Annotated in this window: 23 protein-coding genes and 1 tRNA gene; 12 read left to right on the top strand and 12 right to left on the bottom strand. The window is 74.1% G+C overall.

What is annotated here, in order from left to right:
* Nucleotides 1–126: 126 nt before the first annotated feature.
* Nucleotides 127–915 carry an MBL fold metallo-hydrolase gene (locus ZF1_RS26390; protein WP_482638578.1) on the bottom strand — a complete coding sequence of 263 codons (789 nt, stop codon included), beginning with the start codon at nucleotides 913–915 and terminating at the stop codon, nucleotides 127–129.
* Nucleotides 912–1,718 (bottom strand): NUDIX hydrolase, encoded by an 807-nt coding sequence (locus ZF1_RS26385; protein ID WP_482638577.1) that lies wholly within the window; start codon nucleotides 1,716–1,718, stop codon nucleotides 912–914. The genes ZF1_RS26390 and ZF1_RS26385 overlap by 4 nt, the downstream gene beginning before the upstream one ends.
* Before the next feature lie 52 nt (nucleotides 1,719–1,770).
* On the opposite strand from ZF1_RS26385, the gene ZF1_RS26380 reads away from it, so the two are divergent.
* Nucleotides 1,771–2,664 carry a Gfo/Idh/MocA family protein gene (locus ZF1_RS26380; protein WP_482638576.1) on the top strand — a complete coding sequence of 298 codons (894 nt, stop codon included), beginning with the start codon at nucleotides 1,771–1,773 and terminating at the stop codon, nucleotides 2,662–2,664.
* A 31-nt stretch (nucleotides 2,665–2,695) separates the two neighbouring features.
* On the opposite strand, the gene ZF1_RS26375 is transcribed toward ZF1_RS26380, so the two are convergent.
* From ZF1_RS26375 to sp36, 4 genes are read right to left on the bottom strand one after another with little or no spacing between them, the layout of a single operon-like run.
* Entirely contained in the window at nucleotides 2,696–5,728 is a 3,033-nt protein-coding gene (locus ZF1_RS26375; protein ID WP_482638575.1) for a hypothetical protein, read from the bottom strand.
* Nucleotides 5,729–5,752: 24 nt separating this feature from the next.
* Nucleotides 5,753–6,316, bottom strand: coding sequence for a hypothetical protein (locus ZF1_RS26370; RefSeq protein ID WP_073576023.1), 564 nt, complete (start codon nucleotides 6,314–6,316; stop codon nucleotides 5,753–5,755).
* A gap of 1 nt (nucleotide 6,317) precedes the next feature.
* Nucleotides 6,318–6,776, bottom strand: coding sequence for a RidA family protein (locus tag ZF1_RS26365; RefSeq protein ID WP_346102052.1), 459 nt, complete (start codon nucleotides 6,774–6,776; stop codon nucleotides 6,318–6,320).
* Nucleotides 6,773–6,943 carry a Sp36 family protein gene (sp36, locus tag ZF1_RS26360; RefSeq protein WP_139282840.1) on the bottom strand — a complete coding sequence of 57 codons (171 nt, stop codon included), beginning with the start codon at nucleotides 6,941–6,943 and terminating at the stop codon, nucleotides 6,773–6,775. The genes ZF1_RS26365 and sp36 overlap by 4 nt, the downstream gene beginning before the upstream one ends.
* Nucleotides 6,944–7,108: 165 nt before the next feature.
* Between sp36 and bagA the strand changes: the two genes are divergently transcribed.
* The gene (bagA, locus tag ZF1_RS26355) at nucleotides 7,109–8,161 is read left to right on the top strand and encodes an ATPase BagA (protein WP_208826818.1); all 1,053 of its coding nucleotides are present in this window, start codon (nucleotides 7,109–7,111) and stop codon (nucleotides 8,159–8,161) included.
* Entirely contained in the window at nucleotides 8,158–9,297 is a 1,140-nt protein-coding gene (gene bagB, locus ZF1_RS26350; RefSeq protein WP_251783432.1) for an ArsA family ATPase, read from the top strand. The genes bagA and bagB overlap by 4 nt, the downstream gene beginning before the upstream one ends.
* A gap of 98 nt (nucleotides 9,298–9,395) precedes the next feature.
* On the opposite strand, the gene ZF1_RS26345 is transcribed toward bagB, so the two are convergent.
* On the bottom strand, nucleotides 9,396–10,073 hold the full coding sequence (locus tag ZF1_RS26345) for a class I SAM-dependent methyltransferase (protein ID WP_482638574.1): 678 nt from the start codon (nucleotides 10,071–10,073) through the stop codon (nucleotides 9,396–9,398).
* An 18-nt stretch (nucleotides 10,074–10,091) separates the two neighbouring features.
* Nucleotides 10,092–10,454: a WhiB family transcriptional regulator gene (locus ZF1_RS26340; RefSeq protein ID WP_346102061.1), complete on the bottom strand. Its 363-nt coding sequence runs from the start codon at nucleotides 10,452–10,454 to the stop codon at nucleotides 10,092–10,094.
* Nucleotides 10,455–10,608: 154 nt separating this feature from the next.
* On the opposite strand from ZF1_RS26340, the gene ZF1_RS26335 reads away from it, so the two are divergent.
* The 9 genes from ZF1_RS26335 to ZF1_RS26295 all read left to right on the top strand — a co-directional run bounded on the left by ZF1_RS26335 (nucleotide 10,609) and on the right by ZF1_RS26295 (nucleotide 21,190).
* Entirely contained in the window at nucleotides 10,609–13,002 is a 2,394-nt protein-coding gene (locus ZF1_RS26335; protein ID WP_482638573.1) for a penicillin-binding protein, read from the top strand.
* A gap of 95 nt (nucleotides 13,003–13,097) precedes the next feature.
* Nucleotides 13,098–13,823 carry a hypothetical protein gene (locus tag ZF1_RS26330; RefSeq protein WP_482638572.1) on the top strand — a complete coding sequence of 242 codons (726 nt, stop codon included), beginning with the start codon at nucleotides 13,098–13,100 and terminating at the stop codon, nucleotides 13,821–13,823.
* A 79-nt stretch (nucleotides 13,824–13,902) separates the two neighbouring features.
* On the top strand, nucleotides 13,903–15,225 hold the full coding sequence (locus tag ZF1_RS26325) for an MFS transporter (RefSeq protein ID WP_179762987.1): 1,323 nt from the start codon (nucleotides 13,903–13,905) through the stop codon (nucleotides 15,223–15,225).
* Nucleotides 15,222–16,373, top strand: a complete 1,152-nt coding sequence (locus ZF1_RS26320; protein ID WP_208822794.1) for a DNA polymerase III subunit delta' — start codon at nucleotides 15,222–15,224, stop codon at nucleotides 16,371–16,373. Before ZF1_RS26325 ends, ZF1_RS26320 begins: the two co-directional genes overlap by 4 nt.
* Entirely contained in the window at nucleotides 16,366–16,872 is a 507-nt protein-coding gene (locus tag ZF1_RS26315; protein ID WP_405421016.1) for a 2'-5' RNA ligase family protein, read from the top strand. Before ZF1_RS26320 ends, ZF1_RS26315 begins: the two co-directional genes overlap by 8 nt.
* A gap of 56 nt (nucleotides 16,873–16,928) precedes the next feature.
* Nucleotides 16,929–17,005: transfer RNA gene (locus ZF1_RS26310), tRNA-Thr, on the top strand.
* 309 nt (nucleotides 17,006–17,314) lie between these two features.
* Nucleotides 17,315–17,635, top strand: coding sequence for a hypothetical protein (locus ZF1_RS26305; RefSeq protein WP_331141193.1), 321 nt, complete (start codon nucleotides 17,315–17,317; stop codon nucleotides 17,633–17,635).
* Entirely contained in the window at nucleotides 17,632–18,810 is a 1,179-nt protein-coding gene (locus tag ZF1_RS26300; RefSeq protein WP_357438415.1) for a hypothetical protein, read from the top strand. The genes ZF1_RS26305 and ZF1_RS26300 overlap by 4 nt, the downstream gene beginning before the upstream one ends.
* Nucleotides 18,811–18,847: 37 nt before the next feature.
* Entirely contained in the window at nucleotides 18,848–21,190 is a 2,343-nt protein-coding gene (locus ZF1_RS26295; RefSeq protein ID WP_357438418.1) for a TOTE conflict system archaeo-eukaryotic primase domain-containing protein, read from the top strand.
* A 6-nt stretch (nucleotides 21,191–21,196) separates the two neighbouring features.
* Here ZF1_RS26295 and ZF1_RS26290 read toward each other — a convergent pair whose 3' ends face one another.
* From ZF1_RS26290 to ZF1_RS26275, 4 genes are all read right to left on the bottom strand, one after another.
* Complete coding sequence (locus ZF1_RS26290; RefSeq protein WP_331141190.1) at nucleotides 21,197–21,607, bottom strand: PIN-like domain-containing protein; 411 nt, start codon at nucleotides 21,605–21,607, stop codon at nucleotides 21,197–21,199.
* A gap of 3 nt (nucleotides 21,608–21,610) precedes the next feature.
* Entirely contained in the window at nucleotides 21,611–22,315 is a 705-nt protein-coding gene (locus ZF1_RS26285; RefSeq protein ID WP_331141189.1) for a DUF433 domain-containing protein, read from the bottom strand.
* Nucleotides 22,316–22,790: 475 nt separating this feature from the next.
* Entirely contained in the window at nucleotides 22,791–23,864 is a 1,074-nt protein-coding gene (locus tag ZF1_RS26280) for a helix-turn-helix domain-containing protein (RefSeq protein ID WP_251783439.1), read from the bottom strand.
* A 51-nt stretch (nucleotides 23,865–23,915) separates the two neighbouring features.
* Nucleotides 23,916–24,878, bottom strand: coding sequence for an alpha/beta hydrolase (locus ZF1_RS26275; protein WP_357438421.1), 963 nt, complete (start codon nucleotides 24,876–24,878; stop codon nucleotides 23,916–23,918).
* Nucleotides 24,879–24,912: the final 34 nt, after the last annotated feature.

Below are 24,912 nucleotides of genomic sequence, written 5' to 3'. Positions count from 1 at the left end.
CCAGGATCGTGCGACGCACGGGGTCTCCTTCGAGCGGAACGGGGCCGACGGATGGCGATGCCCCGTCGAGATGCGGGGACCCTAGGCCGGTCGGTCGTGTCGATTCAACGCTCCGTGCGGTCCCGTTCATCCACGCAGGTGATCCAGCTGTGCGCGCACGGACAGCTCGGCGGCGTCCCACAGCGAGGTGTCGACGTCGGCGTAGACGACCTCGACGACCTCGCGTGCCGAGGCGTCGGGACCGAGCCGCTCCAGCGCGGCCCGCACCTGCTCCAGCCGCTGCTCGCGGTGGGCGAGATAGTGTCGCGCGGTCTCGGCGGCGTCCGCGAGCTCCGGACCGTGCCCGGGGAGGACCGGGGTGCCCGCGGGCAGCTCCGCGATCCGGCGCAGCGAGTCCAGGTAGGGCCCGAGGGTGCCGTCGGGGTGGGCGATGACGGTGGTGCCGCGGCCGAGCACGGTGTCGCCGGAGAGCAGCGCGACGCCGTCGGAGCCGGGGCCGCGCAGCAGCAGCGACACCGAGTCCGAGGTGTGGCCGGGGGTGGTCAGCACCTCCAGCTCGACCCCGCCACCGGCGACGACGGCGCCGTCGACCAGCGGGGTGGTCCCCGACGCCAGCGACGGGTCCGCGGCGAACACGGGTGCCCCGGTCAGCTCGACGAACCGGCCGATCCCGCCGGCGTGGTCGTGGTGGCGGTGCGTCAGGACGACCGCGGTCACCGGCGGGCCGTCGGCCAGCGCCTCCAGGTGCGTGCCGTCGTCCTCACCCGGGTCGACGACGATCCGGTCGTGCGCGTCCGACGCCGCGAGGACCCAGGTGTTGGTGCCCTCCAGGGTCATCGGGCCGGGGTTGTCCTGCAGCAGCACCGACGCCAGCGGGTGCGCGGCGCGCAGGGTGCCGTAGAGCGGGTGGCTCACCGGGTCGTCTCCTCGTAGATCCAGTCGGGGTCGCCGGGCAGGGTGATCGTGACGACCCTTCCCTCGCGCCGCACCTCGGGGGTGATCGGCTCGATGTCGCGCGCCGCGGCGGCGGCCAGCACCTCGTCCGCGCTGTCGTGCCGGTGCAGCTCCTGCAGGGTCCGCAGGGTGGGCGGCATCAGCTGGAGGTCGCCGTCGTCGTGGCCGGACAGGGCCTCGGCCGGGCTCCACCAGCGCGCCTCGACGGCCTCGGTGGTGGCGTCGTCGGCGACCTGGCCGTCCGGCACGCGGGCGACGAGGAACGCGGTGTCGTAGCGCTTCGGGTTGCGCGGCGGGGTGATCCAGCGGGACCACGGGACCAGCAGGTCCGCGCGCAGCTCCAGGTCGTGCGCCGCGAGCAGCTCCGGCAGCGTGATCCGGCGGGCGACGAGGTCGTCCCGCCAGGCCGCGGCGGCGTCCAGCGGGCCGGGCTCGGTGCCGGCGGGGGCGGCCAGCAGCACGCCGCACTCCTCGAACGTCTCGCGGGCGGCGGCCGTCACCAGCGCGGCGGCCAGGTCCGCGGGCTGGGCCAGCCGGGCGCCGAACCGTTCCGGCTCCGGTCCGCGCCATCGGGCGGGGTCCGGCTCGTCACCGGCGGAGACCCCACCGCCGGGGAACACGGTCATGCCGCCGGCGAACGCCATCCCGGCCACCCGCCGCTGCAGGAAGACCTGCAGGTCACCGGTGCCCGGCTCGTCGCGGACCAGCAGGACGGTCGCGGCGGCCCTCGGCTCGACCGGCTGCGCTGCCGGATCATCGCTCATGGCCGCCGACCCTAGGTCATGATCGGGGCCGGTCGGTGGTGAGAATGCCCGCATGCGTATCGGACTGCTCGGCGCCGGACCGTGGGCGCGCCAGGTGCACGCCCCCGCCATCGCGGCGCATCCCCGCTGGTCGGCGGCCGGGGTGTGGGCGCGACGGCCGGAGGCGGCCGCCGGGATCGCGGCGGTCTCCGGGGGTCCGGTGCACGCCTCGGTCGAGGACCTGCTCGACGCGTGCGACGCCGTCGCGTTCGCCGTCCCGCCTGCCGTGCAGGCCGAGCTGCTGGAGCGGGTGGTGGCCGCCGGGAAGCATGTCGTGCTGGAGAAGCCGCTGGCCGCGGACCTGCTCGCCGCGGAACGGGCCGCCGCCGCGGTCGCGGCCTCGGGCGTCCGGTCGGTGACGATGCTGACCCTGCGGTTCGACCCGGCGATCCGGGCCTGGCTCGACGCGGTCCCGGCCGGCGCCGGCGGTCCCGGGACGACCGCGACCGCCCGCTGGCTGTCCGGGGCGCTGCTCGGCGGGCCGTTCGCTGCGTCGTCGTGGCGGGCCGAGCACGGGGCGCTGCTCGACGTCGGCCCGCACGTCGTGGACCTGCTCGACGCGGCGCTGGGACCGGTCGTCGACGTCGACCACGCCCATCGCGACGAGCCCGACCTGTGGCGGATCGGCCTCGTCCACGACGGTGGCGCCCGCAGCTCGGTGGTGCTGTCGCTGCGTGTCCCGGTGGACCCGACCGAGTTCGAGGTGGCGCTGGTCGGCGGGCTCGGGGAGGACGGCCGCGGCCGGCACGTGCTCGACCGTCGCCCGGCCGACGCGGTCGCCTGCTTCGGCGCGCTGCTCGACGACCTCGCCGCCGCGATCGGCTCCGGCGCCGACCTCCCGGTGGACGCCGCACGGGCGCTGCACCTGCAGCGGGTGATCGACCGGATCGTGCGCGCGGTCGGCTGATCCCCCGCACCGGCCGCCGGCCCGGCCGGGCTCAGCCCCGGTCGGTGCGGGCGGTGCCGTTGCGCGGGGTCGGCTCGCCGCCGTTCTCGCGGGCCGCGAGCTCCTCGTGGAGGCGCTGCAGCAGGTCCTGTTCGGTCGGGGTGAGCCGGTCGGCCAGGCCCCCGGCGGGACGGGGTCGCGGCCGCGGCCTCGGCGCGGGCTCGTCCGCGGGCCCCGTCGTGGGTTTCGCCGCCGGTCCCGGTGCGGGGTGCTCCGCCGCCCGTGCGGGGGGCTCCGTCGCGGGGGCGACGACGTCGGCCGGTTCCGTGGGGGCCTCCACGGTGCCGTCCCGCCCGGTGGTGTCCCGCTCCGTGGCGTCCCACTCGTCCGGCTCGTCGTCGGTGAGCAGGAGGTGCCGGGGGCGACGCTCCCCGTCGGCCGGGGCCGGGGGTGTCGGGGCGCGCAGGATGGGGACGCCCGGAGGTGGGGTGGGGGCCTCGTCGACGGGGTCGGCCTCGTCGGCCGGGGGCGGGGGCCGGGCGTCCCGGTTCCGGCCGGTCCGGTGCCTGCGGGACGGTCGAGTCCGGCCCGGTCGTCCGGAGCCGGTCCGGCGTGGGCCGGGTCCGCCGGGGCGTCCTCCGTGGCCGGTGCCGCTCCGTTCGCCTCGGCCACGGCGGGGACGTGCCGACGTGGGTCCGGTCGGATCCGGGCCCCGGGTGTGCCGGCCCGGGGGGTGGGGCGGGCCGGGTCGTCGCCGGTGGTCACACGGTGGGCGGGATGCGCCGGTCCGTCGCGGCGGTCGTCGTCGACGGTCACGGTGGCGGTCGCGGCGGGGACGACGTGCGGCGTGCCCGGGACGGTCTCCTCGCTGCCGCTCCGGTCGGTCCGCGCCGCGGTCTCCGGAGGCGGGATCTCCCCGGCCCAGGCACCGGAGGCCCAGTCGGCGAGCCAGGACGCCTCGTCGGGTCCCGGTGCCGCGGGCGGCCCGACGGGCGGACGCCCGACGACCGGACCGGGCCCGCCGCCCGCGGGCGCGCGGCCCTCCCCGGCCCGCCTGCGGAGCGGCACGCCGAGGTCGCGCGGGGCCGCCCGGGGGCCGGTCGGAGCCGGGTCCGCGGGGACGACCGGCGGGACGGATGCGGCCGGGGCCACCGCGGCCGCGGGCGGTGACGAGACGGCCGGATGTGCCGGGATCCCGGGAGGTGCGGGGGCGACCGGTGGTGGGGGCGGTTCGTCGGAGGGGCCGGGGCCGCCCGGCCGGCGTCGCGGCGGGCCCGACCGGACGCCGCTCCGGCGGCCCCGCCACCGGCCCGCGGCCCGCGGTCGTGGGGTGCGCGCCGTTCGCGTCGGGGAGGTGGCCGTTGCCGCCGGGGCCGGTGCCGGCGACGAACCGGTGCCGGGGGACCTCGCCGACCCCGCTCGGCGGGGTCGGGTCCGGGCTGTCGCCCTCCGGGGGAGAGTCGAACCAGTCGCCCGCGGAGGCCTCCCGCAGCGCCCGGATCGGCGGCGACGGCCGCAGCGCCCGGATCGGCGGCGACGGCCGCGGCGCCGGATGCGCCGCGTCGTCCCCTTCGGCGGGTGCCGCGACGCGTCGGGCCGCGGAGCCGCGTGGCCCGGCGGGGCCGGGACCGGCCCCGTCGGGAGTGCCGGTCCCCGGGACCGGAGCGGCCCTGTCGGACGTGTCGGTGCCCGGACCGGACGTGGCCGGGCCGGAGGCGGCCGTCCCCGGACCGCGAGTCGTCGGATCGGAGGTGCCGGTCCCCGGGCCGGGAGCGGCGTCGTCGGACATGCCGGTCTCGGGGTACGACCCGGTCGCGTCGGGCGCGCTCGCCGGGGAGCCGGACCCGGTGGCGTCCTCGCCCGGGGCGTGGCCGGTTCCGGTGGCGGAGGCCTCCGCGGCCGGAACCGGGCCCGGCCCGGCGCCGGACGTGGCTGCGCCCGGGGTCCGGTCCGGCCCGGCGTCGGGTCCGCCGGCTGCTCCCGGCGACGGGGCTGCCGCGGCGAACCCCTCCGTCGTCGGCTCCGGGGCGGCCCGGCCGGGCCCGCCCTCCGGGTCCGGGGTCTCGGTGGCGGGGCTCCCGGGGAGTGGCTTGGGACGGTCGATGCGCACCGGCGCGGGCGGTGGGTCGGAGGCGGGGATGTCCGTGTCGACGGAGGAGTCGACGGAGGAGCCGACGGAGAAGTCGCCGGAGAAGTCGCCGGGGGAGCTGTCGGTGCGGTGTCCGCCCGGTGCGTCCTCGACGGCGTCGGGTCCGGGGGCGGCCGGGAACCCGTCCCGGTCGGGCCGCGGGGCCGGGGGCGTCGCCGAGGACAGGAGCCCGCCCCGGTCGGAGGGCCGGTCGTCGGGAACCCGGTGGGCCGGCGAGCCGGACGTGTCGCCGTCCGCAACCCCGCCCCTGTCCCCGGGCTCCACCAGGGGGGACCGGGACGTGTCGGGGGCGGGCCACGGTGCGTCGCCGGTGAGGGACGCCGACACGTCCTCCCGGGACGGAGCGGCGGCGTCGGAAACCGGAGTGGCGGGGAGCGGACGCGCGACCTCCCGGGCGGCGCGGTGGTAGCCGGGGTCCGGACCGTCGTCGCCGACCTCGACCGACACGACCAGTCCGGCCCGGGCCAGCGCCGACTGGGCCTGGTAGGTCAGGACCTCGGGTGTGCCGTGCGACCCGGTGCGGGCCAGCAGCACCGGCTGCGGCAGCGGGCCGGGGGCGGCACCGGCGGGCGTCGTGCGCCAGGCCAGCGTCCAGCCCGATTCCGGGACCGGGACGCCGGCGAGCGCGGCCGCGACCGCCTCCGCGGCACCGGGCGGGCCCTCGCCGTCGAACCGGTGCGGACCGGCGGCGACGTCCGCGGCGGGCGGCAGCCAGGCGTCGGCGTCGGGCTGCACCCGGCGGGCTGCGGCCTCGGCGACCAGCTCGGAGCGCACCGCGTGCGGCAGCACCGCCCGTCCCGCGACGAGCTCGGCGACCAGCAGCTCCAGCGCGTGCCCCTCCTCGCCGACGGCGACGAGCTCGCGTCCGGTGGCGAGCAGGTCGTCGTCCACCAGGCCGGCCAGTTCCCGCAGCAGGCGGTACGTGGGGTCGGACATGGGGGCCTCCTTCGCGGTCCCGCGTCAGCCGGTGGGGACCGGCTCGCGGCTCCACAGCGACGCCGCCGCGGTGCACGCGGCCTCGTGGTACTCGGTCGGGGCGTCGCCGGTGAGGGCCTCGACGCGCGGGACACGGTCACCGTGGACGCGCAGCAGCCGCGCGACCGCGGCGGCGAGCAGGTGCGGCCGCTGCGCGTCACGCACGAGCAGCACGCGGGCGCCGTCGTCGCGCACGGCCAGCAGCAGCGCGGACGCCTCGTCGCGCACGACCGACAGCGCCGACCACGCGGCCAGGTCCGGCTCGCCCGCCGTGAACGCGGGCGGAGCGGGCGGCGTGCCGGGCAGCACCGCCTCGACCAGGCGCCGCGACGGCGCGTCCGGCCCGACGACCTCGGCGAGCAGCGTGCGCTCGTGCCCGGTCAGCCCGATCCGGTGCCGCAGCAGCGTGCGCGGCAGGACCGCGCCCAGCGCAGCGGTGTCCCCGGCGGCCAGCCAGTCGCGCAGCCGCCAGAGCAGCTCGTCGGGGAACCGGCCGGCGAGCCGCAGCAGCAGCTCGTGACCGGCCGGGACCCCGGCGAGCCGATCCATGTCAGCTGCCGACCTCGACCGTCAGCTCCACCTCGACCGGCACGTCCAGCGGCAGCACCGCGACGCCGACGGCCGACCGGGCGTGTGCCCCTGCCTCGCCGAACACCTCGCCGAGCAGGTCCGACGCGCCGTTGACCACGCCGGGCTGGCCGGAGAACGACGGGTCCGACGCGACGAACCCGACGACCTTCACGACGCCGGTGACGCTGTCGAGGCCGACCAGCCCGTCGATCGCGGCGAGCGCGTTCAGCGTGCAGATCCGGGCCAGGTCGTACGCCTGCTCGGCGGTGACCGTGGCCCCGACCTTGCCGGTCGCGGCGACCTTCCCGTCCACGAACGGGACCTGCCCGGCCGTGAACACGAGGTTCCCGCTGCGCCGGGCCGGGATGTAGGCGCCGGCCGGTGCGGCCACCGCGGGCAGGGTCAGCCCCAGCTCCTTCAGCCGGGCGAGTGCGCTCACTGCTGCACCGGCCGCTTGAAGAACGCCACCAGCTGCTCGGCGTTCGCGCCGCTCGTCACCGTGACCAGTTCCCAGCCGTCCTGGCCGAAGTTGTCCAGGATCGCCTTGGTGTTGTGGATCAGCAGGGGGGCGGTCAGGTATTCCCACTTCACGACCGGGGAGCTCATGGGCGGGACTGTAACCCGGGCACCCGACACCGAACCGCCGTGGCGCGACGGATGGCCGTCCCCCTGCGACGGACGCCCACCGCCGGAGCACGGGACGGGCCCCGTCCGTTGTGGGACGCACCTCGCCGACGGGCCGCTGTCGGTGGGCGCTCGTACGCTGGATCCGTGACCACGACCGTCCGGCCCGAGCCCGGAACCCGCCCCGACCCGTGGCCCGACGCGCTCTCCCGCGCGCGGTTCCACGTGGTGTCCGGCAAGGGGGGCACCGGCAAGACCACCGTGGCCGCCGCCCTCGCGCTGGCCCTCGCCGGCGGCGGGAAGCGGGTGCTGCTCGTCGAGGTGGAGGGCCGCCAGGGCATCGCCCAGGTCTTCGACACCGCCCCGCTGCCGTACGAGGAGCGCCGGATCGCGGTCGCGCCCGGCGGGGGCGAGGTGCGGGCGCTGGCCGTCGACGCCGAGGCCGCCCTGCTGGAGTACTTCGAGATGTTCTACCGGCTGGGCGTGGCCGGGCGGACGCTGCGCCGGATGGGCGCGATCGAGTTCGCGACGACGCTCGCCCCCGGCCTGCGCGACGTGCTGCTCACCGGCAAGGCCAAGGAGTGCGTCACCCGCACGGAGTCCGACGGTCTCCCCGCCTACGACGCGGTGGTCCTCGACGCTCCGCCCACCGGCCGTCTCGTGTCGTTCCTCGACGTCACCAGGGCGATGGCCGACCTGGCCAAGGTCGGGCCCATCCACGGGCAGGCCAAGGGCGTCGAGGCGCTCATCCACTCCCCGCTCACCGCGGTGCACCTGGTCACGCTGCTGTCGGACCTGCCGGTCACCGAGACGCTCGACGCGGCCGCCGAGCTCGACGCCGCCGGGATCCCGCTGGGCTCGGTCGTGGTGAACCGGATGCGCGAGCAGTGGCTGCCCGACCGCTCGGTCACCGCCGCCGCGGGCGGGCGGGTCGACGCGACCCGGATCCGCAACGGCCTGCAGAGCGCCGGGATCGAGCTGGCCCCCACCGAGATCGACGGGCTGGTCGCCGAGACCGTGGAACACGCCGTCGCCGTCGAGGGGGAGACCGCCGCGCTGCGCCGCCTGGAGACCGAGCCGACCCCGCCGCTGCCGCGGCTCACGCTGCCCGCGCTGCTCGGCGGGGTGGACCTCGGCTCGCTGTACGAGCTGGCCGAGTCGATGACCGCGCAGGGTGTGCACCTGGAGGCCCGCCGATGACCGCCCCGCTGGACGTGGACGCCCTGATCGACGACCCGGGCACCCGGGTGATCGTGTGCTGCGGCTCGGGCGGCGTCGGCAAGACGACCACCTCCGCCGCGCTCGCGGTGCGCGCCGCCGAGCGCGGGCGTCAGGTCGTCGTGCTCACCATCGACCCGGCGCGCCGCCTGGCCCAGGCCCTCGGGGTGAGCGAGCTGTCCAACGACCCCGCCCCGGTCGGGACGGTCGACGGCGAGCTCGCCGCGATGATGCTGGACATGCGTCGCACCTTCGACGAGATGGTGGAGTCGCACGCCCCGCCCGAGCGGGCGCAGAAGATCATCGAGAACCCCTTCTACCAGACGATCTCCTCCTCGTTCTCCGGGACGCAGGAGTACATGGCTATGGAGAAGCTGGGCCAGCTGGCCGGTGCCGGGACGTGGGACCTCGTCGTCGTCGACACGCCGCCGTCGCGCTCGGCGCTGGACTTCCTCGACGCCCCGCAGCGCATGTCCCGCTTCCTCGACGGCCGCATGATCCGGCTGCTCGCCGCGCCCGCCCGGGCCGGTGGCCGCGGGCTGCGCCGGATCGTCGAGGCCGGGTTCGGGCTGTTCGCCAAGGCCGTCGGGTCGATCATCGGCGGGCAGATGCTGCAGGACGCGTCGGCGTTCGTGCAGGCCTTCGACACCCTGTTCGGCGGGTTCGCCGAGCGGGCCGAGAAGACCTACGCGCTGCTGCGCTCGGAGGGGACGGCGTTCCTCGTCGTCGCCGCACCGGAGCCGGACGCGCTGCGCGAGGCGGCGTACTTCACCGAGCGGCTGTCGTCGGAGCACATGCCGCTGGCCGGGCTCGTGCTGAACCGGACCCACCCGGTGCTCGCGCCGGTCTCCGCGGCGCGTGCGCGGGCCGCGGCCGAGCAGGTCGGCGGACCGGGGTCGCAGATCGCGGCCGCGGTGCTGCGGCTGCACGCCGACCGCGTCGACCTGCACGAACGGGAGGAGCACCTGCTCACCCGGTTCTCCGCCGCGCACCCCGGCGTGTCGGTGACGCGGGTCCCCGCGCTGGCCGGCGACATCGCCGACCTCGACGGGCTGCGCCGGGTCGGCGCGCTGCTGGCCGGCGAGACCGAGACCGGCGCCGCGGCGACGGCGGGCTGAGGCTCAGGACACGCCGAGCGCCGCCCGCAGCCGGGTCGAGCGTGGCGCCACCGTCCTCGCCGGTCTCGTCGAGGGCCTGCGCGATCCGGGCGCTGATCTCAGGGCATCGAGAAGAAGATCATGGGGTTGCGTGAGGTCCCGCGGACGCCGGTGATCCCCAGCTCGGCCCGGACGGCGTCGAGCGCGCGCAGGTTCCGCGGCGCCGCCGCGCGCGAGGAGGTGAACCAGCCGGTGCCGCTGCGTTCCAGGTGCCGCAGCACCTCGGACCCCTCGGTGAACGGGCGCGCCCGGGGCAGGTGGAACACGTCGTGCACGCTGGTCGGGGTGCCCGTCGCGATCCGCCCGAACAGGTGCTCCAGGTACCAGCGGGCGAAGCGGCGCCCGTGGTCGGCGTCCACGAAGAGGTAGCCCGTGTCGGCCGGGACCTTCTCGACGGTCTCGCGCAGGTCCCCGCGGTGGAACGTCCAGCGCCCGGCCGACAGCTCCTCGGGCACGGTGCCGCACACGTGGTCGACCAGGTCGAACGACTGCAGGTGACCGGACCCGTTGTCGCGCAGCGCGGACAGGATCCAGGTGGTGGACCAGCCGTAGTAGGTGCCGACCTCCACGACCTGCGACGGCCGGTGATGACGCAGCAGCAGGTAGGTCAGCTCGGCCTCGACGTCGTCGAGCTGCGGGGTGATCGTGCCGTCGGCGAGGAGCTCCCGCTGCCCGTCGATCACCGTGGCGAGGTCGTCGGCGTGCGTCCGGTAGAGGCCGGCCAGGAAGTCGAGCACGCGGCTGACGCTATCGGGTCAGGCGGTCCTGCTGCGTCCGGAGTAGTGGTCGGAGCGCGCACGTCCGAGCAGTGCGGCCCAGTCGCGCACGTCCGGGCGCCGGCGCAGGAGCGCGCGGCGCTCCCGCTCGGTCATCCCGCCCCACACGCCGAACTCGACCCGGTGGTCCAGGGCGTGTGCCAGGCACTCGGTGCGGACCGGGCAGGACAGGCAGAATTCGCGGGCCTCGCGCTGGTCGGCACCGGTGACGAACAGGTTCTCGGCGTCGGAGGTGCGGCAGCGTGCGGCCGAACGCCAGTTCCAGACCGCGGTGCAGGCGCGGACGACGACGGCGGGGCGCAGGCGGGGCCTGCCGGTGACGGGACGCAGGGTGTCGAGCATCGGGTCGCCTCTCGGGCCGGGGCGGGCCCGGTGGCCCGCGACGTGATGCCTCGATCCTGGGACGCGGAGGGTGCCCGGGTCAGCGCGCAAAACTACGCAACCGGGGACACGAGCCTGACCGTGTCCTGACCTCCCGGCCCGTAGGCTTGTCCCTGTGAGGTTCCCCCGGCGTCTGCTCCGCCCGCTCGGCGTCCTCGCCGGCCTGTGCATCCTGCTCGGTGTGGTCACGGCGGGCATGGCCTTCCCGCTGGTCGGCGGCCTCGGCGTGCTGTCCAACGAGGCGGGTGACAGCGTCACGTCGAGCTCGGCGGACCTGGTCGGCACCCGCCCGCCGCTGACGACGACGCTCACCGACTCCGACGGCCGCCCGATCGCCTACCTGTTCGACCAGAACCGCACCGAGGTCACGAACGACCAGATCTCGACCGCGATGAAGGGCGCGATGCTGGCGATCGAGGACCGCCGGTTCTACGAGCACGACGGCGTCGACTGGCAGGGCACGCTGCGCGCGGTCGTCGCGAACTCGGCGTCCGGCGACGTCGTCCAGGGTGCCTCGACGATCACCCAGCAGTACGTCAAGAACTACATGCTCTACGTCGACGCGACGAGCGAGGCCGAGCGGCTCAAGGCCACCGAGCAGACCCCGGCCCGCAAGCTCAAGGAGGCGCGGATCGCCCTGCAGCTGGAGCGCCAGCTGTCCAAGGACGAGATCCTCAACCGCTACCTCAACATCGTCTTCCTGGGCAACGGGTCCTACGGCGTCGCCGCGGGGGCGCGCACCTACTTCAACACCACGCCGGACAAGCTGACCGTCCCGCAGGCCGCGATGCTGGCCGGGATGGTCCGCTCGACCACCCAGTTCGACCCGGTGCAGAACCCGCAGACCGCGCTGCAGCGGCGCAACGTCGTCATCGACCAGATGCGCCAGCAGCAGATGATCGACGACGCCCAGGCGAAGCAGGCGATGGCCGCTCCGCTCGGCGTCGCGAACCCGCTGGTCCGCGTGCCGAACGGGTGTATCGGCGCCGGCGACATGGGCTTCTTCTGCAAGTACGTGACGCAGTACCTCACCGAGGCCGGTTTCACCGAGGAGCAGATCCAGCGCGGCGGCTACACCATCCGCACCACCCTGGACCGCCGCGCGATGACCGAGGTCAAGCGCTCCCTGGACAAGGAGGTGCCGCCGGACACCCCCAACGTCGCGAACGTGATGTCGCTGGTCCAGCCCGGCCAGGACAAGCACCGCGTGCTCGCGATGGGGTCGAGCCGCACGTTCGGCCTGAACGCCGACGCCGAGGAGACCAGCTACGGCCTGCCGTACCAGCCGGTCAACCTCGGGGCCGGGTCCACGTACAAGATCTTCACCGCGGCCACCGCGCTGGAGAAGGGCCTCGGCATCAACTACTCGATGCAGGTGCCGCCCTCGGGCTACGCCTCCCCGATCTACGTCGACGGCAGCGGTCGCCCCGTCCCGGTCGCGAACGCCGGCAGCTACCCCGGCCGGATGAGCCTGACCGACGCGCTCGCGCAGTCGCCGAACACCGCGTTCATCAAGCTCGAGGAGTTCACCGGGGTGCCGGACGTGGTCGACATGGCCGTCCGCCTCGGCATGAAGTCCCTGGCCACGACGCCGTTCGTCGACCCGGGCACCGGCAAGCGCACCGACCGCTCGATCGCCGAGGTGATCAAGGACCAGCGGCTCGCGTCGTTCACGCTCGGCGTCACCCCGACCTCGGTGCTGGAGCTGGCCAACGTCGGCGCCACCCTGTTCTCCGAGGGCAAGTGGTGCCCGCCGACGCCGATCGACTCGATCACCGATGCCGAGGGCGAGCCCGTCCCGATCACCGAGGAGCCCTGCCAGCAGGCCGTCGAGCCCGCTCTGGCGAACACCCTCGTCACCGGCCTGAGCAAGGACGACATCGCCGGCACCTCCGCCGCCGCCGCGAAGGCCGCCGGCTGGACCCGGCCGATGGCGGGCAAGACCGGGACGACCCAGCAGCACAAGTCGGCCGCGTTCATGGGCGCGATCCCGGAGATGGCCGGAGCGGTCATCACGTTCGACAACTCCAACCGCCCGCAACCCCTCTGCGACGGCGGCGGCGCCCCCTTCGCCTGCGGGAACGGCAACATCTTCGGCGGCAAGACCCCGGCCCGGACGTGGTACGGCGCGGTGACCCCGCTGGTGGCGAACACCCCGCCGACGCCGCTGCCCGCGACCGACCCCCGCTACCTCGACGGCGGCGCCGAGTCCCGCATCCCGGACGTCGTCGGCCGGTCGGTCGGCGCCGCCCGCGGTGAGCTGGAGGGCGCCGGCTGGCAGGTCACCACCCGCACCGTCGACAACAACGCTCCGGAGGGGACGGTCGTCGGGCAGGAGCCCCGCGGCGCCGCGCTCCCGGGTGAGCAGGTGACCTTGCAGGTCAGCAGTGGGTCGGTGCCGGCCCCGCCGCCGCCCCCGGGCACCCCGACGCCCGGCCCGGCCCCGGGGCAGGACGGCGGCCCGCCGGCGGACCGTCCCGACGGGAACCGGCCGCCCGACGGCGGGTGACACTCCGTCCGGCCGGGTCACCCGGCCGGGCGGCACCGCGCGCCATACCCCGTCGGAACGAGGCATCACCGCTGGTCGCGGCCTAGCATGCCGTCATGGCCGTGCGGTGGAGGAGCAGGCGTCCCGCGCCGGCGCCCGCCGACGACGGGCGCTGGGGCGTGGCGCGGCTGGTCGCCGAGCGCGAGGCGGACCGGCTCGCCCGGGAGCGGGGTGACCGCCCCGCGGGTCCCGCCGTGTCACGACCCGCGTCCGACGGGATCCGGCCCGTGTCCGGCGTGGAGCGGGGGCCCGGTGCTCCGGCTGCCCGACCGGCCGCTGTGGACGGCACCGGCGTCCCCGAGCGGGTCGCCCCCGTGGAGGGCCCCGACCCCGACCCGTCGGCGGAGGAGGAGCGGCCCACCGCGCGCGAGCCCGACATCGACGGCCCCACCCAGCGGACCCTGACCGCGGTCCGGCGCCGCAGGCCCGGCCCCGCCGCCATCCCCACCCCGGACGACGACGCGGGCGACCCGGTCCCCGGCCCCCGCCGCCCGGTGACGCCCACCCCGTCGTCGCCGGTCCCGCCCGCGCCCCGGCGGTCGCCGACCGGCCCGGCGCCCCGGCTGCCCGCCCCGCGTCGCCCCCGCGCGAACGGCGACGAGCCCGTCGGCACGGTCTACCGGCCGCCCGCGGTGTCCGCCCGGCCCCCGGTCGACCTCGACAACGGCCTACTCGGCTTCTCGCGGCTGACCCGCGGCCGGGTCGGGGCCCGGGTGTTCACGATCGTCTTCGTCCTGATCTACCTGGTGATCCTCGTCCAGACGCTGTCCACCATCGTCTGAGGCAGCGCGTCCGCTGTCGGTCGCCCGGTCTAGCCTGAAGATCCGCACGCCGTGCCGGGTGAGGAGGAGGTGAGCCGCGATCACGACCCCGTCGTCGACGTCGCACCGCCTGACGTCGGTCCTCGCGATCCCCGCCTTCCGCAGGCTCTGGTCGGTCACCGCGGTCACCGCGACCGGCGAGTGGCTGGCGCTGCTGGCGCTCACGTCGCTGGCCACCCACCTCACCGCGGGCGCCGGGTTCACCGCGCAGAGCTTCGCGCTCGGGGGCGTCGTCGCCACCAAACTGGTGCCGTCGCTGCTGTTCGGGCCGCTCGCCGGGGTGCTCGCCGACCGCTTCGACCGGCGCAAGGTCATGGTGACCTGTGACCTCACGAAGTTCGTGCTGCTGCTGTCGATCCCGTTCGTCGGGCAGCTGTGGTGGCTGCTGGTCGTGACCCTGCTCCTCGAGCTGTGCACCATGTTCTGGATCCCGGCGAAGGACGCGGCGGTCCCGAACCTGCTGCGCAGCCCGGCCCAGATGGAGAGTGCGGCGCAGCTGAGCCTGCTGGTGACCTACGGCGTCGCCGTCGTCGGGGGTGCGGGGCTCTTCGCGCTGGTCAGCAAGGTCGGCCCGCTGTTCGGCGCGGACCAGGCGACCACCGTCTACGCGGCGCTGTGCGTCAACGGGTTCGCGTTCCTGGTCTCGGCGCTGGTCGTGTACTTCGCGATCCCGGAGATCTCCGGCCGGGCCACCGAGGCCGAGCGGCGGCACGCCCCGCCGTCGATGCTGTTCCTGCTGCGCGACGGCTACACCTTCGTCGTCCGCACCCCCCTCGTGCGCGGGCTGGTCGTCGGGATCATCGGCGCGTTCACCGCGGGCGGCGCCGTGATCGCGACGGCCAAGCTCTACGCGTCGAGCCTCGGCGGCGGGGATGCGGCGTACTCGATCCTGTTCGCGTCGGTGTTCGCCGGTCTCGCCGCGGGGATGGCCGTCGGTCCGGTGCTGGCCCGGCGGGTGCCGCACCGGCGGCTGTTCGGCAGCGCGATCATCGGGGCCGGGGGGTCGTTGGTCGTCGTGGCGGTGGCGGTGCACCTGTTCATGGCGATCGCCGCGGTGCTGTGCGTGGGTGCGTTCGCCGGGGTCGCGTTCCTGACCGGGCTCACGGTCATCGGCACCGAGGTCGCCGACGGGATCCGTGGTCGGGTCAACGCGTTCGTCCAGTCCCTGGTGCGGCTGGTGCTGCTGGGGGCGATGTCGGTGGTGCCGATCGTCGTCGGTGTCGTGGCGACGCGGACGGTGACCGTCGGCGACACCGCGCTGCTGGTCGACGGCACGCGGTTCGTCCTCGCCGGGGGCGGCATCCTGGCGGCGGTGGTCGGCGTCGTCGCACGCCGGCAGATGACGGAGGAGGGGGCGTCGTGAGCGTGTGGGACGACGTGGTGGGCCAGCCCGCCGCCGTCGCCGAGCTGGACGGGGCGGCGTCGGACCCGACGGCGATGACCCACGCCTGGCTGTTCACCGGCCCGCCCGGATCCGGCCGGTCGAACGCCGCACGCGCCTTCGCGGCCGCCCTGCAGTGCCGCTACCACGGCTGCGGCGAGTGCGCGGCCTGCCGGACCGTCATGGCGGGCACCCACTCCGACGTCCGCGAGATCGTCCCGGAAGGACTGTCCATCTCGGTCGCCGAGATGCGCTCGCTCGTCCAGCTCGCCGCCCGGAAGCCCGCCACCGGGACCTGGCAGATCGTGATCATCGCCGACGCCGACCGGCTCACCGAGGGCGCGTCGAACGCGCTGCTCAAGGCGGTCGAGGAGCCGGCGCCGGAGACGGTGTTCCTGCTGTGCGCGCCGTCGGATCACCCGGACGACGTGCCCGTCACGATCCGGTCGCGCTGCCGGATGGTGCACCTGCGCAGCCCGGCGCCCGACGCCGTCGCCGGGGTGCTGCGCGACCGCGACGGGATCGACCCCGACCAGGCGCAGTGGGCCGCGTCGGTGTGCGGCGGCCACGTCGGTCGCGCGCGGCGCCTCGCCCGCGACCCGCAGGCCCGTGCCCGGCGCGAGGAGATCCTCGGCGTGCCGACGAAGCTCCGCCGCCTCGGCGACGCGTTCTTCCACGCCGACGTGCTGATCCGCGCGGCCGAGGCCGAGGCCGACGAGCTGCGGTCCTCCCGCGACGAGTCCGAGCGCGAGGAGCTGGCCGTCGCGATGGGTGCCGGCGGCACGGGCAAGGGTGCCGCGTCGGCGGCCCGCTCGGCGAAGGCGGCCGAGCGGGACCTGGAGAAGCGCCAGAAGAGCCGCGCCACCCGGACCCAGCGGGACGCGCTCGACCGCGCCCTGGTCGACCTCGCCGGCTTCTACCGCGACGCGATCGTCGCCGCGACCGGCGCCACGGTGCCGCTGACCAACCCGGACCGCGACCGCGAGATCCGGGTGGCCGCCGCCGAGTGGGGCCCGGAGTCGAGCCTGCGTCGCCTGGAGGCGGTGCTCGCCTGCCGCGACGCGCTGGAGCAGAACGTGAAGCCGCGGATCGCCGTCGAGGCCATGATGACGGCCCTGCACCGTGGATGACCGGCCGCTGATCCTCACGGCCCTGCTCGACGACGCCACGCAGGCCCGGTTCGACGACCTGCGCGAACGGCACTTCCCGGCCGGGCGCAACCACCTCGCCGCGCACCTGACCCTGTTCCACGCCCTGCCCGGCGACGCCGCCGCCGAGCTCGCCACCGACCTGACCGCCGCGACCGACCGGGCCCCGATGACCGCCCTCGTCACCGGCCTGCGGCTCCTCGGCCGCGGGGTCGCGTTCACCCTCGACTGCCCCGAGCTGACCGCGCTGCGCCGCGGCGTCGCCGAGCGGTGGCGGCCGCGCCTCACCCGGCAGGACGCGGGGAAGGCCGACCTGCACGTGACCGTCCAGAACAAGGTCACCCCGGCCGCGGCCCGGGCGCTGCACGATGACCTGGCCGCCGGGTTCGCCCCGTGGGACGCCGGCGTCCCCGGCCTCGCGCTCTGGCGCTACGACGGCGGGCCGTGGGAGCCGGGGCCGCGTTTCCCCTTCTCCGGATGACCGGTGGGGGCTTGTGAGGGGGCGGGAGCGCGGTGGCTATACTTGCCTCGCACCACGCCGCCTTAGCTCAGTCGGTTAGAGCGACGCACTCGTAATGCGTAGGTCTGGGGTTCGACTCCCCAAGGCGGCTCCACTGTTTTCGCAGGTCAGAGACCTGCGGATGTTCGATCAGTGCGTTCAGTCGTGTTGACCCGGCGCACTCACAGAAACACTGTTTCAGCAGGCTGTCGACCTGTTCCGGCCCTGCTCAACGGGGTCGTGGTGATCGTCTTCGACTGCGAGCCCGTGGCATGACGGGACTCATGCCACAGGTGAGTGCGTAGCTCGGCCGAACTGAGGTGTGCACGGGGCTGGTGTCCCTGGGCGGCTTGGTCTTGCGGGAGCGATCCTCAGCTCTCGGGTTGCACCTGTGGTGAGCGGGCCTGGCCGTAGGCTCGGCGGCGTGGGCGGAGGGGATGTCGAGTTGGCTGCGTTGATCGAAGAGGCGACGGCTGACGCCTACGGCGTGGACGAGCAGCTCGGTGGGTTCCACGCGAAGCTGGAGGAGCACGTCGCTGTGCCGTTCACGACGACGCTGCTGGGTGTCGAGGTGGCGGTGGTCGAGATCGACTGGCCCGTGAGTGGCGGTCTGGTGGCGGTCTGTCGACGGGGTCGTGAGTCGCAGTCGATCGACCTTCGTGAGCTGCCGTTGCCGACGCCGCCGCCGGAGGGCGTGGAGTGGATCTACGCCTACCTCCGGTGGGCGGCCGGTGGGCTGACGTGAGCGAGTACCAGTACTACGAGTTCCTCGCGATGGACCGGCCGCTCGACGAGCGGGAGCAGGCCGAGGTACGCGCGTTGTCGACGCGGGCGCAGATCAGCGCGACGAGCTTCACCAACGAGTACCACTGGGGCGACTTCCGTGGTGATCCGCTCCGGTTGATGGAGCGCTACTACGACGCCCATCTGTACTTCGCGAACTGGGGCAGTCGAACGCTGATGCTGCGCCTCCCGCTGGGGGTGCTCGACGTCGAGGCGGTCGAGCCGTTCCTGGTCGATTCTCTGGTGTCTGTGTGGGACACCGCTGAGCACCTGATCCTGGGCTTGCACAGCGATGACGAGAACGCCGACTTCTTCGGCCCGGACGACCTGTACACGTTGGCGGGACTCGTCGGGGTGCGGGCCGAGCTGGCGTCCGGCGACCTGCGCCCGCTGTATCTGGGCTGGCTGGCGGCACAGGGGACCTGGGACCGCGATGAGGGCGCGTTCGACGTCGACAACGAGGAGGTCCTGGAGCCGGCGGTGCCTGCGGGGTTGTCGACACTGACGGCGTCGCAGCGGGCACTGGCGGACTTCCTGCGGCTGGATCCGGACCTGCTGACGGTGGCGGCGAAGGCGAGCGCACCGTCGTCGGATGCGCGACTCACGGGGAGGCGGCTGGCCTCCTGGGTGGCACGGCTCCCGAGCAGCGAGAAGGACCGCCTGCTTGTCCTGGTCGCTCGTGGCGAGAGCCTTGTCGCACAGTCTGAGTTGCGTCGGCAGTTGAGTGCCTCGGACCCAGCGGTAGGCGACGAGCGTCCGCGTCGGACGGTCGCTGAGCTTCTGGATGCCACCCACCTCGTCCGGCAGGACAAGCACCGGCGGGCCGAGGCAGCCCATGCCGCTGAGGAAGCGGAGCGGCGACACAAGCGCGAGGCGGCTCGGGAGCGGCGTCTCGCGGCGCTGTCGGCGGACGTGGAGGGTGGCTGGGCGCGGGTCGAGGCGATGATCGCCACCAAGAAGCCTGCCGAGTACGACGCTGCGGTCGCGCTGCTGGAGGACCTGCGGGTCGTCGCAGAGCGGGCGGACCAGTCGAGCGGGTTCGGTGTTCGGCTCACTGAGCTGCGTGCTCGCCATCAGCGCAAGGTGAGTCTGGTCGAGCGGATCGACCAGGCCGGGCTCGTCGTCGCTCCCCGCTGATCGCCGGCTTTGGCTAGGCCGTGGCATCGTGAGGTTCGTGGCGACCGGGGACCTCGAGCGTGAACTCGCTCGGTTGCGAGCAGAGAACGACCGTCTGCTGCGCCTGTTGGGGATGACGGCGGAGCAGGCCCGCGCTCCGGATGCGTCCCAATCGGGGCTGTTCTTGGAGCGTCCCGGCATGGTGACCGCGTCGTCGACGCCGGAGGCGAAGGTGGCCTTCTTCCGGGCGTTGTTCGCGGCCCGCGAGGACGTCTACGCGATCCGCTGGGAGAACGAGGGATCGGGGAAGTCGGGCTGGGTGCCAGCGGTGGCCGGCGGGTGGCGGAAGGGCACGACCCGCCCGTACCTGCGGCTTCGTGACGACGTGGTCGCGGCGCACCTGTCGGGCCGCCACCACATCGGGCTCTACCCGTTGATGCCGGGCGACACGTGCCGGTGGCTCGCGGCGGACTTCGACGGACCTGCTGCGATGCTGGACGCATTGGCCTACCTGAAGGCGGCCAGGGCGGCCGGTGTTCCCGCGGCTCTGGAGGTGTCTCGCTCGGGAGTCGGCGCCCATGCGTGGATCTTCTTCGCCGGCGCGGTTCCTGCGGCGACGGCGAGAGCGCTGGGCATGGGCCTGCTCCGGGAGGCGATAGCCGTCCGCGGCCGGATGGATCTATGCAGCTACGACAGGCTCTTCCCGTCCCAAGACGTGCTGCCGTCCTCGGGTGGGATCGGGAACCTGATCGCTGCTCCGCTGCACGGCCGGACGCGCAAGGACGGTGCGACGGTGTTCCTGGACCTGGGGACCCTGGAGCCGCACGAGGATCAGTGGGCGCATCTCTCCGGGGTGCACCGTCTGTCCCCCGCCGAGGCCGCCCGCCTGGCCGGCCGTGTCGGGGCGGTCAAGGTGGGTGGCGCTGTCGAGCGCCTGGCTCCCGCGACGTCGACGCGGACGAGGCCGAGACCGGCGGCGGTGATCGGGCTTCGGCTGGAGGCCGGATGCGAGGTGTCGGTGTCGGACCTGACGCCGGCCGCATTGGCGACGCTCAAGCACGCGGCGTCGATGAGCAACCCGCTGTTCGGCGAGCGACAGCGCCGTCGGCTATCGACGTGGAACGTGCCCAGGTTCCTGCTCAGCTACGACGAGACCGTGGACGGCCGTCTCGTCCTGCCCCGCGGCCTCGGCGAGCGCGTCGTGTCGGTGCTGGACGAGGCGGGAAGCCGCGTCGAGGTCAGCGACGATCGCACCGACGGCGACAGCCACAGCTTCGACCTGGCGGTGACGCTGCGCGAGGACCAGGCAGCCGCCGTCTCGGATCTCGCCGGCCACGACCTTGGAGTGCTCGTCGCGGAGCCGGGTGCCGGAAAGACCGTCATGGGATGCGCGCTGATCGCGGAGCACGGCGTGTCCACCCTGGTCCTGGTGGACCGTAAGACGTTGGCGGACCAGTGGCGAAGCCGGATCAAGGACCTGCTGGGTGTTCGGGCCGGTCAGCTGGGCGCCGGACGGTCCTCGTTGCGGGGTGTGGTCGACGTTGTCACTCTGCAGACGCTGGCGCGCCGTCAGGACGTCGCGGAGCTGACCGGGGGCTACGGGCTCGTTCTCGTCGACGAGTGCCATCACCTGCCCGCCGCCGCGTTCGAGAACGCCGCCCGGCAGATCCGGGCGCGGCGATGGGTCGGCCTGACGGCGACCCCGTATCGGCGCGACGGCCTGGACGAGCTCATCCACCACCAGCTCGGTCCGATCCGTCACACGGTGACGCCCCGGCCTGTGGGCACCCTGGGAGCCGCCGACGCCCCGGAGCGGCAGCTAATTGTGCATCCGACCTCGTACGAGTACCTCAAGGACGCGGATCCGTCGAAGCCGGGCGGGATGGCGGCGATCTACCGTGACCTGGCCGCTGACGAGGCGCGGAGGGACCAGATCGTCGGTGACGTGCTCGAGGCATTGGGGCGCGGGAGGAACTGCCTCGTCCTTACGCAGTGGAAGGGCCACGTGGAGTCGCTGGCGGCGAGGCTCCGGGAAGAGGGACGAGATCCTGTGGTGTTGCGAGGGGGCATGGGTGCCCGGGAACGCAAGACCGCTCTGGCTCGTCTCGAGCCGGGTGCGGCGCCGCTGCTCGTCGTGGCGACCGGGCCCTACGTGGGCGAGGGCTTCGACTGTCCTGCTCTCGACGCCCTGTTCCTCGCGGCGCCGATCGCCTTCAAGGGGCGCCTCGTGCAGTTCGTCGGCCGCGTGCTCAGGCCGCACCCCGGCAAGACGACGGCCGAGGTGCACGACTACCACGACGAACAGACCCCTGTGCTCGCCTCGTCGCTGGCCAAGCGCGCACCGGGATACACCTCCCTCGGCTTCCCCCATCCCCGAGACTCGACCCTCGCCTCACACTGAGTGAGGTTACGAGTCTCCGTCAAAGATCGCTGCGCCTGCCCGCGTCACGCTCGCCAGCCAGGGCCCGGGGTACTCGGCGACGAGCTTCTCGATCTCGTTCCACCAGCGCAGCCAGAGGCGGAGCTGCTCGAACAGGGTCAACTGACCGGCGGTGGTCTGGAAGCACGCTCGGACGCCGTGGTCCAGTAGCGCCTGGCGCTCGAGCGGGCGGCTGCGGATGCGCTTGTCCCGAGTGAGGACGACGAGACCGGCCTGGCCGACGAGGGGGAGCCACTCCTGGTCTTTGGCGCCTGCCGGTACGAGGTCACCAGGTCCGCCGGGCCACGTGATATCGCCGCGGACGTAGTGGAGGGCCTGGGCGACGCCGATGCTGTTCTCGTCGAAGAACCAGCGCGGACTCTGGAGACGAGCGGGCACGTGTCAGGCGGCTCGGGTGAGCTCGCCGTGACGGCGCTCGAACTCGACGACCTGCTCGACGTCGGTGACGGAGATCGAGTAGATTTCCGCAACTCTGTCGGGCTCCTCTCCGGCGCTCACCAGCTCCGCGACGATCTCGGTGCGCACGCCGACGTTCGGGATGGTCGGCTCGCCGAAGCTGCGTGTGGGGTCGAGGACGATCGGCTTTCCCCGTCCGAGGGGGAACAGTCGCTCGGCGACGTCGCCTGCGTCGTTGAACTCGACCTTGTCGAGGAACGCCACGGCCGGGTCGGACGGCATCAGGGTCCCGTCGCGGCCGAGGATCACGATGCTCAACGCCGGGTCGAGGCCGACGAACTCCTGTGCTTCGAGGGCGAGTTCGCGGCCCGAGGTGTAAGGCTTCAGCGTGGCGAGCGGGTACTGCACCTGGAGGCGGTCGCGGAGGAACCCGATGACGGGGCGGAGGTACTGCAGGGTGACCCGTTTGGCCCGGTACTCCCGCAGGTAGCCGGCTTCGATGAACTCGCCCCAGGTGACGGTGTCCACTCCTGTGGAGCGCTCTCGGATCACGGGGGCGTAGGTCGTGTTCCCGCGTTCGTAGCCGTCGATCCAGCGGCGCAGGCCGTCGGTGCGCAGGCCGAGGAGCCGCGCGGCCTGGCTCATGCCGTAGACCGGGCGGTCGAGCAGCTCCGCGCTGTTCTCACCCACGAGCGTCAGTGTGCACCATTGCACCGACGACGTGGGCGAGGTTGCCGGGCACCGCGTGGCATGGCTCGTGGCATGAGGTCGGAGTCTGACCTGCGACGTCAGTGCCGTAGGTGCCGTGAGCCGCGCGATCGGTGCTGGTAGAGCGGTGAGCGACGCACATCGGTTGCCTCGTAATGCGTAGGTCTGGGGTTCGACTCCCCAAGGCGGCTCGTTTGCGCAGGTCAGATCGCGCTTATGGATCTTGCCTGTCCCTTTTTCGTGGCTCGTGGCCTCTCTCAGGCGGGTTCTTGCCGGTCAGCTGCCTGCGACGTGGCCTCCACCCGTGTGTGCGTCGGTCGGTTGCACCTCCTTGCTCATGGTTCTCTGTCCACAGCGGGTGCGGCTGTCCGACATTGATCGTTGCTTCCGATCGTCGGCGGTGATCACCGACATCGGTGGGACGGCGGAGCCACCCACACCGTCGTCGGGCGCTTCGTTATCGGAGTGGGGTGGGCGACGACGGTGTGGTCGGGGCGGGGAGGTCCAGAACGCGGGAGTTGCGGAGTCGCCAGACCAGTGAAGCGAGTCCGAATCGGGTTCGTCCGATGCCGTTGTCGAGGGGGTCGTAACCCAGTTCGGCGATGATCGTGTCGAGCCGGGTCTGCAACGTGCTGTGGTGGACTCCGGCATTCCGCGCCGCCTGGCGTACGGAGCTGGTTCGCACGAGTGCGTCGACGGTGGCCGAGCCCCACGGGTGGGACATGATCGCGTCCAGGGAGTCGACGTCGGGCAGGTCGCTGTCCAGGGGGAGGTCGGCGAGTAGGCCGACCAGGCCGCCGTAGTCGTCGGCGAGGACCGACGGTGCGACCTCGGGATCGCACAGACGCAGGGCGACCACCGCCGTGCGGAACGACCTGTGCAGGTGGTCGACGTCGGTGGCCGGCCCGGTTCCGATCGGCCGTGCCGGGACGGGCGCGTGGTCGTGGGGTACGACCAGGGCGTGGATCGATCCGTAGGGGGTCGCGACGACGTCCTCGGCGCCGGACGGGTGCTCGTCCCACACCGCGAACAACGGCGCCGCGATGACGCGGTATCGCGCGGTGGACACGAGATTGAGTCGGGCCGCGGCGAGACGGCGGGTCTCGGTCGGGACGGTCGGGTCGAGCAGCAGGCCGAGATCGCGGCGGCCGTCGATCTCTCGTCGGCCTCCTCCGAGGCGGATGCGGACGGCCAGCGCCAGGCGTTCGAGGACGATCGCGTCGTTCGCATGCGGCTCGCCGTCGCGCTCGATCCACACGGTCAACCCCTCGGCCGTGATGGCCGAGCAGCTCCCTGGCGTCGGCGGCCCGTCGTCGGGGGCCACGATCTCGCCGCGCGGGCTGACCCGGAGCGACCGCGGGGGGAGATCGCTCTGGTAGCCGGCGTTGCACCCGGAGAGGGAGGCGGCCGCACTCAGCAGTGCTCGGGTGTTGACGTTGCCGATGATCAGTTCGTCGAAGCAGGCGATGACCCGCAGACCGAGGCTCGCCTGCGGGTCGAGCGCCGAGATCCGACCGAGGAGTTCTTGCACGGGCGCCTCCCGACGACTGGTGGGTGCAGTCTAGTGGCGTGGGGCACCGGATCAGTCCGCGAGGATCTTCTCGACCCAGGTGTTCCGCGTCCGGACCATGCCTCGGGCGACGACGGTGTGCGGGGCGAAGATGTCGAACGCGTGGAACCCGCCGGACCAGACGTGCAGCTCGGCGTCGCCACCTGCGGCCCAGAGGCCGTCGGCGTAGGCGATCGCCTCGTCGCGGAAGATCTCGGCGGCGCCGACGTCGATGAAGGCGGGCGGGAGCCCGGACAGGTCCGTCGCCCGGGCCGGCGCCGCGTACGGGGAGACGTCCGGCCCACCGCGCGCCTCGCCGAGCAGCGCGGACCAGCCGGTCTCGTTGCTGACGCGGTCCCAGACCCCGACGCCGTCGAACTGGCCGGTGGAGGCGGTGACGCCGCGGTCGTCGAGCATCGGGTAGTCGAGGACCTGGCCGCACAGGGCTGGGCCGTCGCGATCCCGCGCCGCGAGCGCCATCCCGGCCGCGAGCCCACCACCGGAACTGGCCCCGGCCACCATGAGCCGGTCGTGGCGGATGCCCAACTGCCCGGCCGTCGCCGCCGCCCATTCCAGCGCGGCGTAGCAGTCCTCTCGGGGGAAGGGGTCCGGGAACTCCGGCGCGAGCCGGTACTCGACGGCGACCAGGACTGCGCCGAGGTTGTCGACCCAGTCGAGCACCAGGTCGGCTCCACTGAAGCGGTCGCCGAACATCAGCCCACCGGAGTGGACGAAGACGATGCCGGGCCGGGGGGAGCCGGCTCGGGTGGGGCGCAGCACCGACACCTGGATCGGCTCGCCTCGATGGCCGGCGATCGTGTGCTCGCTGCGTGTGATCGCGCGTCCCCGCAGCGTGTCGTCGATCGGCGGGGAGGCATAAGACCGCCGCATGAACGCGATCAGGTTCGGGGTGATGGTCGGCGGGAACACACCACCGACCACGGCGAGGCCGGCCTTCAGCTCCGGGTCGAACTCCGGCCGGGCTCTGGACGACACAGGCTCCTCCGACAGGGTGCGGCGGCAGGGAGAC

Source organism: Pseudonocardia sp. ZF1, assembly GCF_056835605.1.
The sequence above is the reverse complement of the archived record's forward strand: the minus strand, read 5'-3'. Positions and strand labels throughout refer to the sequence as shown.